Genomic DNA, 15,408 nt, shown 5'->3' with positions numbered 1-15,408 from the left:
TTTTCCCTCCCTGGAGGATAACCGTGTCTAAGCGTCGAGTAGTCGTGACCGGACTAGGCATGGTATCTCCTGTCGGCAATACAGTAGAGTCTTCTTGGAACGCTGTTTGTACCGGACAGAGTGGTATCGGCCTTATCGAACATTTTGACACCGCTAACCATGCAACTAAGTTTGCTGGTGTGGTGAAGAATTTTAATCATGAAGATTTCAATATTTCGCGCAAAGATGCACGAAAGATGGATTTGTTCATTCAGTATGGTATTGCTGCTGGCATTCAAGCCATGGAAGATGCAGGAATCGAAGTAACAGAAGCCAATGCTAGCCGCTTTGGTGCTGCTATTGGTTCTGGTATTGGTGGCTTGGGCCTGATTGAAGAGAACCACAGTACATTGATTTCGGCCGGGCCTCGTAAGGTCAGCCCATTCTTTGTACCTTCAACCATTATTAATATGGTAGCAGGCCATTTGAGCATTTTATATGGTCTTCGTGGTCCTAGTATTTCTATTGCAACTGCCTGTACTTCTGGTGTGCACAACATTGGCCATGCGGCGCGTATTATTGCATATAATGACGCCGATATCATGTTGGCAGGTGGTGCTGAGAAAGCAAGTACAGAATTTGGTGTTGCAGGGTTTGGCGCTGCCCGTGCACTATCGACCCGTAATGACGATCCTCAAGGTGCGAGCCGCCCTTGGGATAAAGATCGTGATGGATTTGTTTTGGGTGATGGTGCTGGCGTTATTGTTCTTGAAGAATATGAACACGCTAAAAAACGAGGCGCGAAAATTTATGCTGAAGTTGTTGGCTTCGGTATGAGTAGTGATGCGTATCACATGACATCGCCACCGGAAGATGGAGCAGGTGCAGCACTTGCTATGGTAAATGCTTTGAGAGATGCAGGCATTTCTCCGGATCAGGTAGGCTATATTAATGCTCATGGTACTTCAACACCAGCAGGTGATCTTGCTGAAGCTCTGGCAGTGGAGTCTGTTTTTGGTAAAGGTACTAAAGTATTAGTGAGTTCAACTAAATCTATGACAGGCCACTTACTGGGAGCGGCTGGAGCGGTGGAATCTATTTTCACCATTCTTTCCCTGCGTGATCAGATTGTTCCTCCAACCATTAACCTGGTTAATCAGGATGAAAATTGCCGCTTGGATTTTGTTCCTGGTCAGGCACGCAACATTGAAGGAATGGAATATGCGTTGTGTAACTCTTTCGGCTTCGGTGGAACTAACGGTTCACTGATATTCCGTAAGATGTAACACAGTCAATTTCCGAGAAAAAGCCTCAACTCTTATGTTGGGGTTTTTTTTATGTTTTATTTCTCTATGCTTTTCAGATGTACATTTTTGCACTGCCACGACTCATATACTATTATAACGCCCCTTATAAGCTGAGGTTTTCACGCCTTTTTATTTAAGAATCAGAAAATAAGATGATGTATTGGATTAACGGTAAATTGCACGATCAACTTTCTGTTAATGATCGTTCGGTACAATTTGGTGATGGCTGCTTTACCACAATAAGAGTTGAGCAAGGTCAAGCGGCTTTGTTGCCTTTGCATATGAAACGGTTGCAAAAAGGCGTTGAAAAACTGTTTATGCCTGTAGTGGATTGGATACAATTGGAAAGCCATATTAAACAAGTTGTTGCGGGGTGTGAATCAGGTGTTTTGAAAGTGATCCTTTCCAGAGGGAATGGTGGCCGTGGGTACAGCGTTGATGGTATTGGTGAGCCAAATCAAATCCTTTCGTTAAATGCATATCCAGAACAATATCGTATTCTGCGTGAAAAAGGTGTTTCGTTGGGCCTTAGCCCTGTTGCTATGGGGATTAATCCTCATTTAGCAGGCATCAAGCACCTGAACCGATTGGAGCAGGTTTTGATAAAACGGTTTATCGAACAAGCAAAAATTGATGAAGCGTTGGTACTCGATAGCGATGGTTTATTGGTTGAATGTTGTACCGCTAATATTTTTTGGCGAAGAGGTAAAAACGTTTATACACCGGATTTAAGCCAATGCGGTGTAGAAGGAGTAATGAGACAGCAGATTATCCAGATATTGGAAGAGAGTGATTATAACTTATCATGTGTCATGCGTTATCCTGAAGCATTGGCACATGCCGATGAGGTGATTATTTGTAATTCGCTGATGCCAGTGATGGCTGTCAATCAGATCCTGGCTCATAAAAATCAACCTGCGTGGAAATATCAATCCAGAGAATTATATGAATATTTATTACCTGAATGTTTAAGACTGTAGTTGTCATTCGCAGGTATTAAACAGCGGTTAATCCGTCTCTATCATTGAAAAACAGATAAAAGTGGTAATCGAATGAAACTTAAAAAAAGCATTCTTATTTTACCTGGATTGATTATTATTGTTGCAGCAATAGTACTTTTTCTTTTTGCAAAGAAAATAGAAAATTTTTCTGCTCAGAAGGTTAATCTGACGCAAGATCTTATACTTACAGTACCTGCTGGAATAGGTTATGCCGGGCTGGAGACACTATTAATTCAGCATAAACTCATTGAAGATAATCAGTTATTGCAGTGGTTATTCCGTTTAGAACCAGAATTGGCCAAATTTAAGGCAGGTACTTATCGTCTACAAAAAAATATGACGTTAAAAGAAATACTGCAATTGTTCTCCAGTGGTAAAGAGGTTCAATTTTCTATCCGCTTTATTGAAGGTAGTCGTCTCTCTGACTGGTCAAAGATATTGCAGAATGCGCCATACTTGAAGCATGTGGCAGAAGGAAAGACACCACAAGAGCTGACAAAGTTGTTGGAGATGAAAACAGGTGAATCACTGGAAGGATGGTTATACCCTGATACTTACCTCTATACCGCAGGTACACGTGATATAGAATTACTCAGGCGTGCTCACCAAAAAATGGTCATATTAGTAGAACAAGAATGGGAAAATCGTGCAGAGAATTTACCGTATAAGAGTGCTTATGAGATGTTAATTATGGCATCTATTATCGAAAAAGAGACTGCGGTAGATTCTGAACGTGCTAAGGTTGCGTCAGTATTTGTTAATCGTCTGCGGTTAAAGATGCGATTACAGACAGATCCGACAGTCATATATGGATTGGGAGATAAGTATACCGGAACCATTTTTCGTAGCAGCCTGACCACGTTTACGCCATACAATACTTATATGATTGAGGGATTGCCACCGACGCCTATTGCCATGCCAGGTCTTGCATCGATCAAAGCAGCAGCACATCCGGCCGTGACTGATTATCTATATTTCGTTGCAGATGGTAATGGGGGGCATACATTTACTACGAATTTAGTAGCACATAATAGAGCGGTAAATCTTTATCGCCAGAGATTAAAGCAGGATAAATGAACAGCAAATTTATTGTTATTGAAGGGCTTGAAGGCGCAGGAAAAACTACGGCAATCCAAACTGTGGCTGATACACTAAAACAGCATGGTATTTCTGATCTTGTTTTTACCCGTGAACCGGGTGGAACTCCCTTAGCGGAAAAATTACGTCAATTGATCAAAGAAGGAATTGGAGGAGAAATATTGACGGATAAAGCAGAAGTATTAATGCTTTACGCTGCCAGAGTGCAGTTAGTGGAAAATGTGATCAAGCCTGCTCTGGCGAAAGGCAGTTGGATTGTCGGAGACCGCCATGATCTGTCTTCTCAGGCATATCAGGGAGGGGGACGTGGTATTAACCAGAGCTTATTGTCTTCATTGCGTGAAGCCGCGCTCGGTGATTTTTACCCTGATTTGACCATTTATCTTGATTTGCCGCCAGAGGTTGGTTTACAGCGTGCTCGTGAGCGTGGTGAATTGGATCGTATTGAAAAAGAATCGCTGGATTTTTTCTATCGTACCCGCACAAGGTATCTTGAACTTATAGAACAAGATAAGACCATCAAAAAAGTAGATGCAACACAGCCATTAGAAAAAGTACAGGACGATATTCGTCAGATTTTGTTTCATTGTCTGAAACAATGGGAAATGCAGGAATGAATTGGTATCCGTGGCTTAACCATGCGTATCGCCAGTTGATTGAATCTCATCAACAAGGTCGTGGGCATCATGCCCTTTTGCTTCACGCTCATGAAGGAACCGGAGCGGAAGCATTACTTTACGGATTAAGCCGCTGGCTGATGTGTCAGGATAAACAAGGAGCAAAAAGTTGTGGTCAGTGTCACGGTTGTCATTTGATGCTGGCAGAAACCCATTCTGACTGGCATGTTCTTGCTCCCGAAAAAGGGAAAAATGTCATTGGTGTAGATGCAGTACGCCAGCTTAGTGAGAAACTTTACGAGTATTCTCAACAGGGTGGCGCTAAAATTGTGTGGTTACTATCAACAGAAGCGCTAACTGATGCAGCTTCTAACGCTTTGTTGAAAACGTTAGAAGAACCGCCCCGAAATACCTATTTCTTATTGAGATGCCAACATCCGGCGAGTTTGCTGGCAACATTGCGAAGCCGCTGTTTTTATTATTTTCTGCCTGCTCCCGAAAATCAAACAGGGTTGTACTGGCTGCAAAATCAACTTCCGGCAATATCATCGCAGGATATTCAGACGGCATTAAAGTTATCACAGGGAGCGCCATTGGCTGCAAAACAGTTACTCCAAACTGAAAAATGGCAACAGAGAACTGCATTTTGTCAGGCCATAACACAGGCCTTATATGGCGATGATACTTTATCACTTTTACCATTATTGAATCGTGATGATGCACAGCAACCGTTATATTGGCTGATCAGCCTGCTGTCTGATGCGGTGAAATGGCGGCAAGAGGCACAAAATTACTGTATCAATCAAGATCAGCAGGTATTAATCCACCATTTGGCTGCCAGTCAAAGTGTGGAAAAATTATTAAATATGGTTGATGATTGGACACGTTGTCGTCATCAATTAATATCCGTAGCGGGCATCAATCGGGAATTGTTACTGACTGAACAATTACTCAATTGGGAAAGTCAGCTTTGCTCCACTCGCTAACACATTCAGGTACGGGCATATTATGTTTTTAGTGGATTCACATTGTCATCTCGACTGTTTAGATTATGAAACACTGCACAAAAGTGTAGATGATGTAGTGGCTAAAGCTGCAGAAAGGGATGTGAAGTATATGCTGGCGGTAGCGACTACGTTGCCCGGTTTCCAGCAAATGAAAAATATGATTGGTAAACGTGAAAATATCGCGTATTCCTGCGGTATTCATCCATTGAATCTGGATGAGGGTTACGATTTTGATGAGCTTGCACGATTAGCGACGGATAATGATGTAATCGCACTGGGGGAAACAGGACTGGATTATTATTATCAGAAAGAAAATGCGGAATTACAGAGAACTTCATTTCGCCAGCATATCTGTATCGGTCGTGAATTAAATAAGCCTGTGATTGTTCATACCCGTGAGGCAAGAGATGATACTCTGACGGTTTTGCGAGAAGAAAACGTACAGGATTGTGGTGGGGTGCTGCATTGTTTTACAGAAGATAAAGAGACAGCAAGGGATTTACTGGATCTCGGTTTTTATATTTCTTTCTCAGGTATTGTTACATTTCGTAATGCAGAACAAATTCGTGAAGCTGCAAGGTTTGTCCCTCTCGACCGTATTTTGGTAGAAACTGATTCACCTTATCTGGCTCCGGTTCCTTATCGTGGCAAGCAGAACCAGCCTGCTTATGTCCGTGATGTTGCTGAGTATATGGCAGTACTGAAAGGAGTTAGCGTTGAGAAGTTGGCAGAAGTAACGACAAGAAACTTTTGTGACTTGTTCCATATTAATATTTAAGAAAATTAAATGATAAGAAAGGAGAAGTGAAATGGCAGAAGAAACTATTTTCAGCAAAATTATTCGTCGTGAAATTCCATCTGATATCGTATATCAGGATGATTTGGTGACGGCATTCCGGGATATTTCACCTCAAGCTCCGACTCATATTCTGATTGTCCCTAATGTCCTTATTCCAACAGTTAATGAAGTTACTCCAGAGCATGAACCAGCATTGGGGCGTTTGTTCACTGTTGCAGCGAAAATCGCCAGACAAGAAGGAATTGCAGAAGATGGCTATCGCCTTATCATGAACTGTAACCGCCATTCTGGACAGGAAGTATTTCATATCCATATGCATTTGGTAGGTGGGCATCCATTAGGCCCATTATTGGCAGGGTAATATTATTCGTCACTATTTTTGCTAATAAGTTTTCGTTAATGGATTTACGTTAATAGAACGGTGTATAACAGATTCGTATGATAGTTGTGCTTAACAGTGTTGTAACTGGAGTAGATTAATGAAAAGAGTTCTCTTAATTATATTATCAGCAATATTGCTGGCGAGTTGTTCATTAATACCACCACAGCCGCCTGCTCCTGTTACTCCTGCTGAACCAGAGCAAAAAACGGAACCTTCGGCAAAGCCTCTGGAGAAAGTTCCTCAACCTCCAAAGATTCAATCGATTAGCTGGAATAGCATCATTCAGCCATTAGTTGAACAATTGGTCAATGCTCAGGGCGTGGAGGCAGGAAAAATATTGCTTGTTGATACAGTTAAAAACAACACAAATGGCTCATTGAGAACACTTCAGGCTACTGATGCGATTACAGATGTGGTCAGTAAAAAACAGGTTTTTCAAATAGTACCGAAAAAACAGGTGTATTACGCTCGGCAGGCATTAGGATTGTCATCAGAAGATAGTCTGGCATTACGCAGTAAATCTATCGGCTTGGCGCGTTATTTGAATGCTGATTATGTGCTCTATTCTGTCGCGTCTGGTAACAATGAACAGCGTAAGATAGAGATGCAGCTTATGCTAGTCAAAACAGGCGAGATACTTTGGTCAGGTAGTGGTGATATTGACTAATAATACAGCCTTACTTGAGGTATTGCGTCAGAAATGGCCTGATATTCCTGCAAAAAATTGGGAAATCAGGCCATTAACAGGATTGACCCAGGGAAGCCACTATATTACCGATGGCGTGCATCAGATGGTGGGACGCAGGCAAACGTGGCATGGTGGAACTCTGGGGGTGAATCGTCAACGGGAAAATCGGATCTTACACAAGCTCTCTTTTGTTGGTATTGCACCTAAAGTCATCGCCATGCATGGCGATTGGCTGTTATTAGAGTGGCTGAGCGGAACAAAAGTTACGGCTGAAACATTTGGTTTACCGTCATTTCAACAGTCGTTGGCGCAAATAGTTGCTAACCTCCATCACCATTCACCATTGGGTTATTCTCTCCAGCTTAAACAACAAATCACATCCCAGTGGCAGCAGATTGATAATCAAAGGCTTTCACCGGATTGGTTGCGGCTACATAAATTATTTATGACAGCAAAAATGCCTACTCCTTTGAAAATAGCACCCGCTCACATGGATATTCATCCCGATAACCTGCTGATGACTTCAGAAGGTCTAAAATTGATTGATTGGGAATATGCAACGGATGTCGATATTGGTTTCTCATTGGCAACCTTATTTAAAGGTAATCAATGGAGTGAAATACAGCAGAAGACTTTTTTGAATTATTATTGTACCTACGCATCAGGCTACATTGATATCGTCTTATTAGAGCAAAAAATTAAGCAGTGGGAGCCGTGGGTGAGATATATGATGTTGATGTGGTATGAAGTCCGCTGGCAGCGGACAAAAGAGCCACAATTTTCAGCATTGGCTCATCCCTTGCGCCTGAGTTTTAATCTGGCGTTTTAGTCCGCAGGATGGTGATTAATAAGATGATATCTAATAGATAACCAGTACAAATAACTAATACAAATAGAAGTGAGGAATGTTATGGGTCCAGTAATGTTAGATGTTGTTGGTTATGAGCTGGATAGTGAAGAACGTGAAATTCTGCAACATCCATTAGTGGGTGGTTTGATCTTGTTTACCCGCAATTTTCACGATACTCAGCAGTTACGTGATTTAGTTCGTCAGATCCGCGAAGCCTCCCGCCATCGTTTAGTTATCGCTGTTGATCAGGAAGGGGGGCGTGTACAGCGTTTTCATGCAGGTTTTACTCGCTTACCTGCCGCACAGTCTTTTGCCTGCTTGAATGATGAACTGATGGGGGGATATTTGGCAGAAGAGTCCGGTTGGCTGATGGCATCAGAAATGATCTCAATGGATATTGATATCAGTTTTGCTCCTGTATTGGACTTGGGACATAAGTGCACTGCGATTGGTGAACGTTCATTTCATGAAGAGCCTGAACCGGCGATGATAATGGCTGAACGATTTATCAGAGGGATGCATTCGGCAGGAATGAAATCAACGGGTAAACATTTTCCCGGACACGGAGCAGTAGCCGCAGATTCTCATAAAGAAACGCCATTGGATGATCGTTCAATGGATGCGATTAGCTGTCACGATATGTTGATCTTCCGTGATTTCATTCAACGAAATTTGCTTGATGCAATTATGCCGGCTCATGTGATCTACTCTAAGATTGATCATCGTCCGGCAAGTGCTTCTCCTTACTGGTTGAACAACGTTTTGCGCCAGCAACTAGGATTTAATGGCGTTATTTTTTCTGATGATCTGTCAATGGAAGGTGCCGCAGTCATGGGAGGGTATGCTGAACGTGCAAAAGCCTCAGTGGAAGCGGGATGCGACATGATTTTGGTGTGCAATAACCGTCAGGGGGCAACGGATGTCTTGGATAACTTACCAATGATTAACTCGAATAAAGTAACACGGTTATATCATCAGGGAGGCCAATTCAGTCTGGAAGAGTTGAAAAAATCAGAACGTTGGCAGCAGGCAAACAAGCAATTGAATAAATTATGTGAACAGTGGCTAAGCTGCGGCTGATGATTGAATTTGTCTGATTGATTGCTATCAAATCTAGGTAGGATTACTGTCTGGTGATCCTATCTCTTTTGTTGCTTTATATCTATTTCTCCTTGAAATTGGTTCCAAAATATCATTTTGTCAGAAAACCTCATAAATCACATAATGTTAACATTGTAAATTACAAATTTTTATAAATCAGATTTAAGTCTGATTAATTAAAACTAAGTACACAAATTTTGTGATTGGCGTCTAATTAATCAAAAGAATTTGATAGGGGCTATTTTTGGTATGACCTACTGACTAGCCATGATATTCTGGAGATATTTTCAGTGCGAAATTTATTATGCCTGATGTTATTTAAGAACGTTATCCAAAAATTGTTTTAGCGCTTTACATAACATTAGTTGTATTTTCAGTGGGGTAGTTATGACAACGCCAAAGACAAGAATTGTCATTATTGGTGGGGGGGCTGGTGGTTTAGAGCTGGCAACACGTTTGGGACATAAATTAGGACGTAAGCAAAAAGCCGAAATTACTTTGGTAGATCGCAACAACAGCCACTTATGGAAGCCATTATTGCATGAAGTTGCAACAGGCTCTCTTGATGATGGTGTTGATGCATTAAGTTATCTGGCCCATGCCAGTAACCATTACTTTAACTTCCAGTTAGGCACATTTACAAATATCGATCGTGAAGGAAAGAAAGTCACACTGGCTGAGATCCGCAATGAAAGTGATGATTTACTCGTACCAGAGCGTGAGTTGGCTTACGACATTCTTGTCATGGCATTGGGTAGCCAATCGAATGATTTCGGTACGGCAGGTGTAAGAGAAAACTGTATTTTCCTTGATAACCCACAACAAGCACATCGTTTCCACAATGAGATGTTAAACCTGTTTCTGAAATATTCTGCAAATCAATGTGCGGAAGAGAAAGTTAACATTGCGATTGTTGGCGGTGGCGCAACAGGTGTTGAGCTTTCAGCAGAGCTGTATAACGCCGTTAAACAGTTGAACAGTTATGGTTTCGAAAGTCTGAATTCAGACGCATTGAATGTGACTTTGGTTGAGGCTGGTGAACGAATTCTGCCGGCATTGCCGCCACGTATTTCCAGTGCTGCACATCAGGAATTAACCAAACTTGGTGTTAAAGTCTTAACCAAAACTATGGTAACCAGTGCAGATGAACATGGATTGAACACCAAAGATGGTGAACAGATCAAGGCTTCTTTAATGGTTTGGGCTGCGGGAATTAAGGCGCCTGATTTTATGAAAGAGATTGGGGGACTGGAAACAAACCGCATAAATCAGTTGGTAGTAAAACCTACTTTGCAGTCAACATTGGATGACAATATTTTTGCTATCGGCGATTGTGCATCATGCCCGAAAAAAGAGGGAGGTTTTGTTCCTCCACGCGCTCAGTCTGCTCACCAAATGGCAAGTCGTTGTTATAACAACATCTTGGCTCTATTGAATGAGAAATCACTGAAGGAGTATGTGTATAAAGATCACGGTTCACTGGTATCTTTATCTAAATTCAGTACAGTTGGTAGTTTGATGGGTAACTTGATGCGTGGCTCCATGATGGTAGAAGGGCGTATTGCACGTATTGTTTATATCTCTTTATACCGCATGCATCAGGTTGCATTACATGGATATATTAAAACAGGCCTAATGATGTTGGTTGGTGGAATTAACCGTGTTATTCGTCCACGTTTGAAATTGCATTAATTGGGTTAAAGTGGTTCATCTGGATTTAAGATATCCAAAATATTTCAGATGAACCATTAAACATTATTTTGTCTTGATTATTTATTATATTTTTTGTTATACCTTTCATAATTATTTCTCTATTGTTTTTTAAACCTGTTTAATCCTTGTAATAAGGCTAGTTTTAATTAGGTAACTATGGCATAACAATGTATGTCAATATGTAAAAATTGAAAAAATTTAGTAAAAATATTCAGTCTAATGATGTATAAAGAATAGAGGATATAAATTGAATGAAAAAACTCTATTCAACAGATTTTAAATCTTAATAAAAATCAAAAGACTGAAATATTGATAGCATTTATTTTAGTGGCCTCATAGGATTTTTCTTAATAATGAATTGAACGCATTTTTGGTTTCTACAAATAGTTAATGAATATGTTTAAATTCAGGAGAATATAAAATTATTAATATAACAAGGTGCTATGTGAGTAAACTAAAGACAAGGCAGTGTGGGATTTACTCTCTGATTGTTATGATTGCCGTTGGTATCGCTGCAATATTTTATTTTAAAAACCCACAGCCTAAAATTGCGCAAGTGATCTCTTCAGAGCCTATAAAAACAATGGCTTATGTTCATCAATATTATTGTAATGGGGGTATGTTACCATTTCTAATCGGATTGGGAAATATTGAGAATAACCATTTTTCTGTATATAAGAATAGTATGTTCACTCTTATTGAAATGTTAAATATAAAAAGAGAATATCATGCATTGAACTATTCTCAATTAAAAAATTGTGTCATGGTTTATGTCAAGGAAAAACGTATTATTGGGTATGACGTTATTTATATGATCGGTGATAAACCTGGTAAGGTGAGAGTGACACATAAACCAAAACAAACCATTCCTTTGGATGAAAAGGGGAGATTAATTCTCACTCCGTATTTGTAGAAACAGGCTGTTTCAAAAAAGAGCTGCTCCCCCAGTCACATAGTGGCCTATGCTCCTGGGGATTGGTTTCCTGGCCGCCGCGACACAACTCGAAATTTATTAGGTATAGTCGCTGTTATATCTGATGTTGTTCAAATGTTTCCAATAATGTTTGGATGAACGATAAACGTGTGGCCCTTTCGGTTAAATCAGTCATGAATTTTAATTTAGAAGGCCCGTCCAGTCGGTAAATATTGGGCTGAGTTTGCAATAAGTCGATGAGGTAATTGAGATCCACTTTGTTGTTTTGGCTAAATTCAATAAAGCCACCTTTCTCATGGGCTTCTATGCGTCTAATTCCCAACTTTTGGGCCGTCAGGCGGATAGAAGCAGATTGCAATAACTGTCTGCCCGGATCAGGTAAAATACCGAATCGGTCAATTAATTCAACCTTCAATTCTGCCAGCTCATCGTCATTTTGAGCACTCGCAATACGTTTATAGAAAGAAAGGCGCATATTCACATCAGGAATATAATCATCGGGCAAAAGTACTGGCATGCGTAGTTCTACTTCGGTTTGGTTAGTGGTGAGATCCTCAAGTGATGGCTCTCGCCCATCTTTGAGTGCATCAACCGCACTTTCCAGTAACTCCATATAGAGAGTGAAACCGATACTTGCCATTTGACCACTTTGATCTTCGCCCAGAAGTTCACCGGCTCCCCTGATTTCCAGATCATGAGTTGCCAACGCAAATCCTGCCCCTAGATCTTCAAGGGAGGCAATTGCTTCCAGCCGTTTCTGGGCGTCTGTGGTCATCGCCTTTGGATGAGGAGTCAGTAAATAAGCATAAGCCTGATGGTGAGAGCGGCCAACACGTCCCCGCAATTGATGCAATTGAGCCAGACCAAAATGGTCTGCGCGTTCAATAATAATGGTATTGGCTGTAGGAATATCAATACCTGTTTCAATAATCGTAGTACATATCAGCACATTAAAACGCTGATGATGAAAATCTGCCATGACCCGCTCCAGATCACGTTCGCGCATTTGCCCATGGCCGACAACGATTCTGGCTTCAGGAACTAATTCTTCCAATCGATTTTTTGCTTTCTCAATATTCTCAACATCGTTATAAAGATAATAAACCTGACCACCACGTAAAATTTCACGCAGGATAGATTCTCGAACCACTAAACTATCATATTCACGCACAAAGGTTTTCACTGCCAGACGACGCGCGGGGGGGGTGGCAATAATTGATAAATCTCGCATACCACTCATTGCCATATTGAGTGTTCGGGGAATGGGGGTTGCTGTCATGGTCAGAACATCAACATTTGCACGGATAGCCTTAATACGCTCTTTGTGACGAACACCAAAGCGGTGTTCTTCATCAACAACCAACAATCCCAGATCTTTCCAACGGAGATCATTCTGTAACAGTTTATGAGTGCCGATGATAATATCGACTTTACCCTCTTCCGCCATATTTATAACTTGTTGCTGTTCTTTAGCACTACGGAATCGGGACATAACTTCAATATGTACAGGCCAATTCGCAAAACGATCGCGGAAATTATCATAATGCTGTTGAGCCAGTAGAGTAGTCGGAACTAAGATGGCGACCTGTTTATTATTATTGATAGCGGTAAAAGCAGCGCGCATTGCCACTTCTGTCTTACCGAAACCAACATCACCACATACCAGCCTGTCCATGGCGATGGGCTGACACATATCACTCAATACGGCATTGATGGTTTGTTCTTGATCCGGTGTTGTATCGAACGGGAAACTCTGGCAGAACAGTTGATACTGCTCCCGATCGTGCTTAAACGCAAAACCAGGCTTAATGGCACGCCGCGCATATACATCCAGTAACTCAGCCGCGACATCACGGACTTTTTCTGCTGCTTTCTGGCGTGCTTTATTCCAGGCATCACCACCAAGTTTGTGCAGAGGTGCATTTTCCTCTGCTCCTCCAGCGTAACGACTGATTAAGTGTAGGGAAGAGACGGGGACATACAATTTGTCCTCCCCGGAGTAGGTCAGGATGAGGTATTCAGCCTTAATTCCGCCTGCTTCCAGTGTCGTTAGCCCTTGATAGCGTCCAACCCCATGTTCAAGGTGTACAACGGGTTGACCATGACGCAATTCTGCAAGATTACGGATCAAGGTATCAGTATTGATTGTGCGACGGTTATCTTGACGGCGACGACTTACTCGCTCACCAAGCATGTCGCTTTCACAGATCAGGGCTAGTTTTTTCTCCTCATCAACGAAGCCTTGTTCTGCTGCACCGATCATTAAAAAACAGCCTGGCTCCTTAGCATCCGCCAACTGTTGTATTTTTATTGGATGAATTTTGATCCGCGATAGTAATTCGTTTACAGACTCCCGACGTCCTTCACTTTCCACTGAAAAAATGATCTTACCGTTAAATTGTTCTATAAAACGGTGCACTTTATCCAAAGGGGCTTTTTGATGCGCAGCAACGGATACATCGGGTAAAGGCTGGTAAGCGAGATTAATACTCCCGGCCTTTTGTGGCAGTTCTTCGTTTCTGATTTGGAGGCGGGGCCAATTTTTCAATTCAGCGAATAGCTTATCGACAGGAAGCCAAATTCGTTCAGGTGGCAATAATGGCCGCATTGGGTCAACTTTACGGCTCTCAAAACGTTGTCCTGTGTCCTGCCAAAAACGTTCGGCTGTTGCCATTAGGTCTTGTGTAATAAGCAGGGTGTTTTCTGGCAGATAATCAAAGAGTGTGGATAAAGGCTGCTCAAAAAATAATGGCTGCCAGTATTCAATACCTGCCGGTAGCGTTTTTTTACTGACTTGCTGATAAATATGTTCAGCATCACGGCGAACTTCAAACTGCTCACGCCATTGGCTGCGAAATAATTCGATAGCTTCTTTATCTGTTGGGAATTCATGGGCAGGCAGTAAATTGATTTTTTCCACTTCCATGAGTGTACGTTGGCTGTCCACGTCAAAAGTGCGCAGACTATCGATTTCATCATCAAAAAAATCGATACGGTAAGGGTGTTCACTCCCCATAGGGAAGAGATCAAACAGGGCGCCACGTGTGGCAAATTCACCATGCTCAAGCACTTGATCCACACTGCGATAACCGGCTTGTTCCAGATCAGCACGTAATTTGTCACGGGAAAGTCGTTGCCCTTTATTCATGATCAAAGCATGCCCTCTGAGGTATTCATGCGGGCAAACCCGCTGCATCAATGTATTCACAGGTAAGATAAGAACACCTTTCATCATGAAAGGTAATTGATACAGGGTAGATAAACGGTTTGAAATGATTTCCTGGTGGGGTGAAAAACTATCGTAAGGCAATGTTTCCCAATCTGACAGTATGTTTATTTGGGCATGGGTGAATTGTGGAATTTCATCACGTAACCGTAAGGCATTCTGCATATCTTTTGTTACTAGCAGAACAGGCCCTGAGTGACGTTCAATGATTTCAGCGCATTCGATGGCGCAAGCAGTGCCGATCAGGTGGCCTAATTGGCGGATATCACCGCGACGTTCAGGAAGTTGGTAACGATATTTTGCGGACATAAGCGTTTAATGTGTTCTCTAAGATTCAGTCCATTCCCAACACATTTTTAACCCAGTAGCCTTTACAATAAATATGCTGGCAGGTTGAGAGGCAAGGTTGAGAGAAAGTAAAAAACACAGAACCGAAGTATGAATGGCTCCATGAAGGTACAACTCCTCTTTATTATCCCTGAACACTTTGCTTTGGCAACAGGGGAATAACAGATTTAATGTTTGTATTGAGGCGATATATTAATTCACTGAATGTGGGAATTGGAAGAGGGATAAGCAAATCTCAGTTAAACGATGATAATATGTAATCAATAAACTATATGGATTGAGTTTTGTACAGGATATGTATGCAAAAATACAATGTAAAAGTGAATACGCAAAATACAGAGATAAGATATGACCTTTT

13 protein-coding genes are annotated in these 15,408 nt (G+C 41.5%); 12 read left to right on the top strand and 1 reads right to left on the bottom strand.

Annotated features, from left to right (window positions below; genetic code table 11):
* The first annotated feature begins 23 nt into the window (after positions 1-23).
* The 12 genes from fabF to umoD all read left to right on the top strand — a co-directional run bounded on the left by fabF (position 24) and on the right by umoD (position 11,455).
* Positions 24-1,265, top strand: a complete 1,242-nt coding sequence (gene fabF / locus Xind_RS05040; protein ID WP_187649595.1) for a beta-ketoacyl-ACP synthase II — start codon at positions 24-26, stop codon at positions 1,263-1,265.
* Positions 1,266-1,441: 176 nt separating this feature from the next.
* Complete coding sequence (gene pabC / locus Xind_RS05035) at positions 1,442-2,266, top strand: aminodeoxychorismate lyase (RefSeq protein WP_047679636.1); 825 nt, start codon at positions 1,442-1,444, stop codon at positions 2,264-2,266.
* A gap of 72 nt (positions 2,267-2,338) precedes the next feature.
* Positions 2,339-3,364, top strand: a complete 1,026-nt coding sequence (mltG, locus tag Xind_RS05030; RefSeq protein ID WP_187649594.1) for an endolytic transglycosylase MltG — start codon at positions 2,339-2,341, stop codon at positions 3,362-3,364.
* Positions 3,361-4,002 carry a dTMP kinase gene (gene tmk / locus Xind_RS05025; RefSeq protein WP_047679632.1) on the top strand — a complete coding sequence of 214 codons (642 nt, stop codon included), beginning with the start codon at positions 3,361-3,363 and terminating at the stop codon, positions 4,000-4,002. Before mltG ends, tmk begins: the two co-directional genes overlap by 4 nt.
* A complete protein-coding gene (holB, locus tag Xind_RS05020) occupies positions 3,999-4,988 on the top strand; it encodes a DNA polymerase III subunit delta' (RefSeq protein WP_187649593.1) in 990 nt (329 codons plus the stop codon). The genes tmk and holB overlap by 4 nt, the downstream gene beginning before the upstream one ends.
* 22 nt (positions 4,989-5,010) lie before the next feature.
* Entirely contained in the window at positions 5,011-5,787 is a 777-nt protein-coding gene (locus Xind_RS05015) for a metal-dependent hydrolase (protein ID WP_047679628.1), read from the top strand.
* A 31-nt stretch (positions 5,788-5,818) separates the two neighbouring features.
* The gene (gene hinT, locus Xind_RS05010; protein WP_047679626.1) at positions 5,819-6,169 is read left to right on the top strand and encodes a purine nucleoside phosphoramidase; all 351 of its coding nucleotides are present in this window, start codon (positions 5,819-5,821) and stop codon (positions 6,167-6,169) included.
* A 118-nt stretch (positions 6,170-6,287) separates the two neighbouring features.
* Positions 6,288-6,857 (top strand): penicillin-binding protein activator LpoB, encoded by a 570-nt coding sequence (gene lpoB, locus Xind_RS05005; protein ID WP_187649592.1) that lies wholly within the window; start codon positions 6,288-6,290, stop codon positions 6,855-6,857.
* Positions 6,844-7,707, top strand: a complete 864-nt coding sequence (locus tag Xind_RS05000; protein ID WP_187649591.1) for a phosphotransferase — start codon at positions 6,844-6,846, stop codon at positions 7,705-7,707. Before lpoB ends, Xind_RS05000 begins: the two co-directional genes overlap by 14 nt.
* Positions 7,708-7,788: 81 nt before the next feature.
* Positions 7,789-8,808, top strand: a complete 1,020-nt coding sequence (gene nagZ / locus Xind_RS04995) for a beta-N-acetylhexosaminidase (protein ID WP_047679620.1) — start codon at positions 7,789-7,791, stop codon at positions 8,806-8,808.
* Positions 8,809-9,216: 408 nt separating this feature from the next.
* Positions 9,217-10,521, top strand: a complete 1,305-nt coding sequence (locus Xind_RS04990) for an NAD(P)/FAD-dependent oxidoreductase (protein WP_047679618.1) — start codon at positions 9,217-9,219, stop codon at positions 10,519-10,521.
* A 466-nt stretch (positions 10,522-10,987) separates the two neighbouring features.
* A complete protein-coding gene (umoD, locus tag Xind_RS04985) occupies positions 10,988-11,455 on the top strand; it encodes a UmoD family flagellar biogenesis regulator (RefSeq protein WP_047679616.1) in 468 nt (155 codons plus the stop codon).
* A 115-nt stretch (positions 11,456-11,570) separates the two neighbouring features.
* Here the strand turns inward: umoD and mfd are convergent, their stop codons facing one another.
* A complete protein-coding gene (mfd, locus tag Xind_RS04980) occupies positions 11,571-15,011 on the bottom strand; it encodes a transcription-repair coupling factor (protein ID WP_187649590.1) in 3,441 nt (1,146 codons plus the stop codon).
* Positions 15,012-15,408: the final 397 nt, after the last annotated feature.

It is taken from the genome of Xenorhabdus indica, assembly GCF_014467235.1.
Taxonomy (GTDB): domain Bacteria; phylum Pseudomonadota; class Gammaproteobacteria; order Enterobacterales; family Enterobacteriaceae; genus Xenorhabdus; species Xenorhabdus indica.
This window is presented reverse-complemented; position numbering and strand designations above follow the sequence as displayed.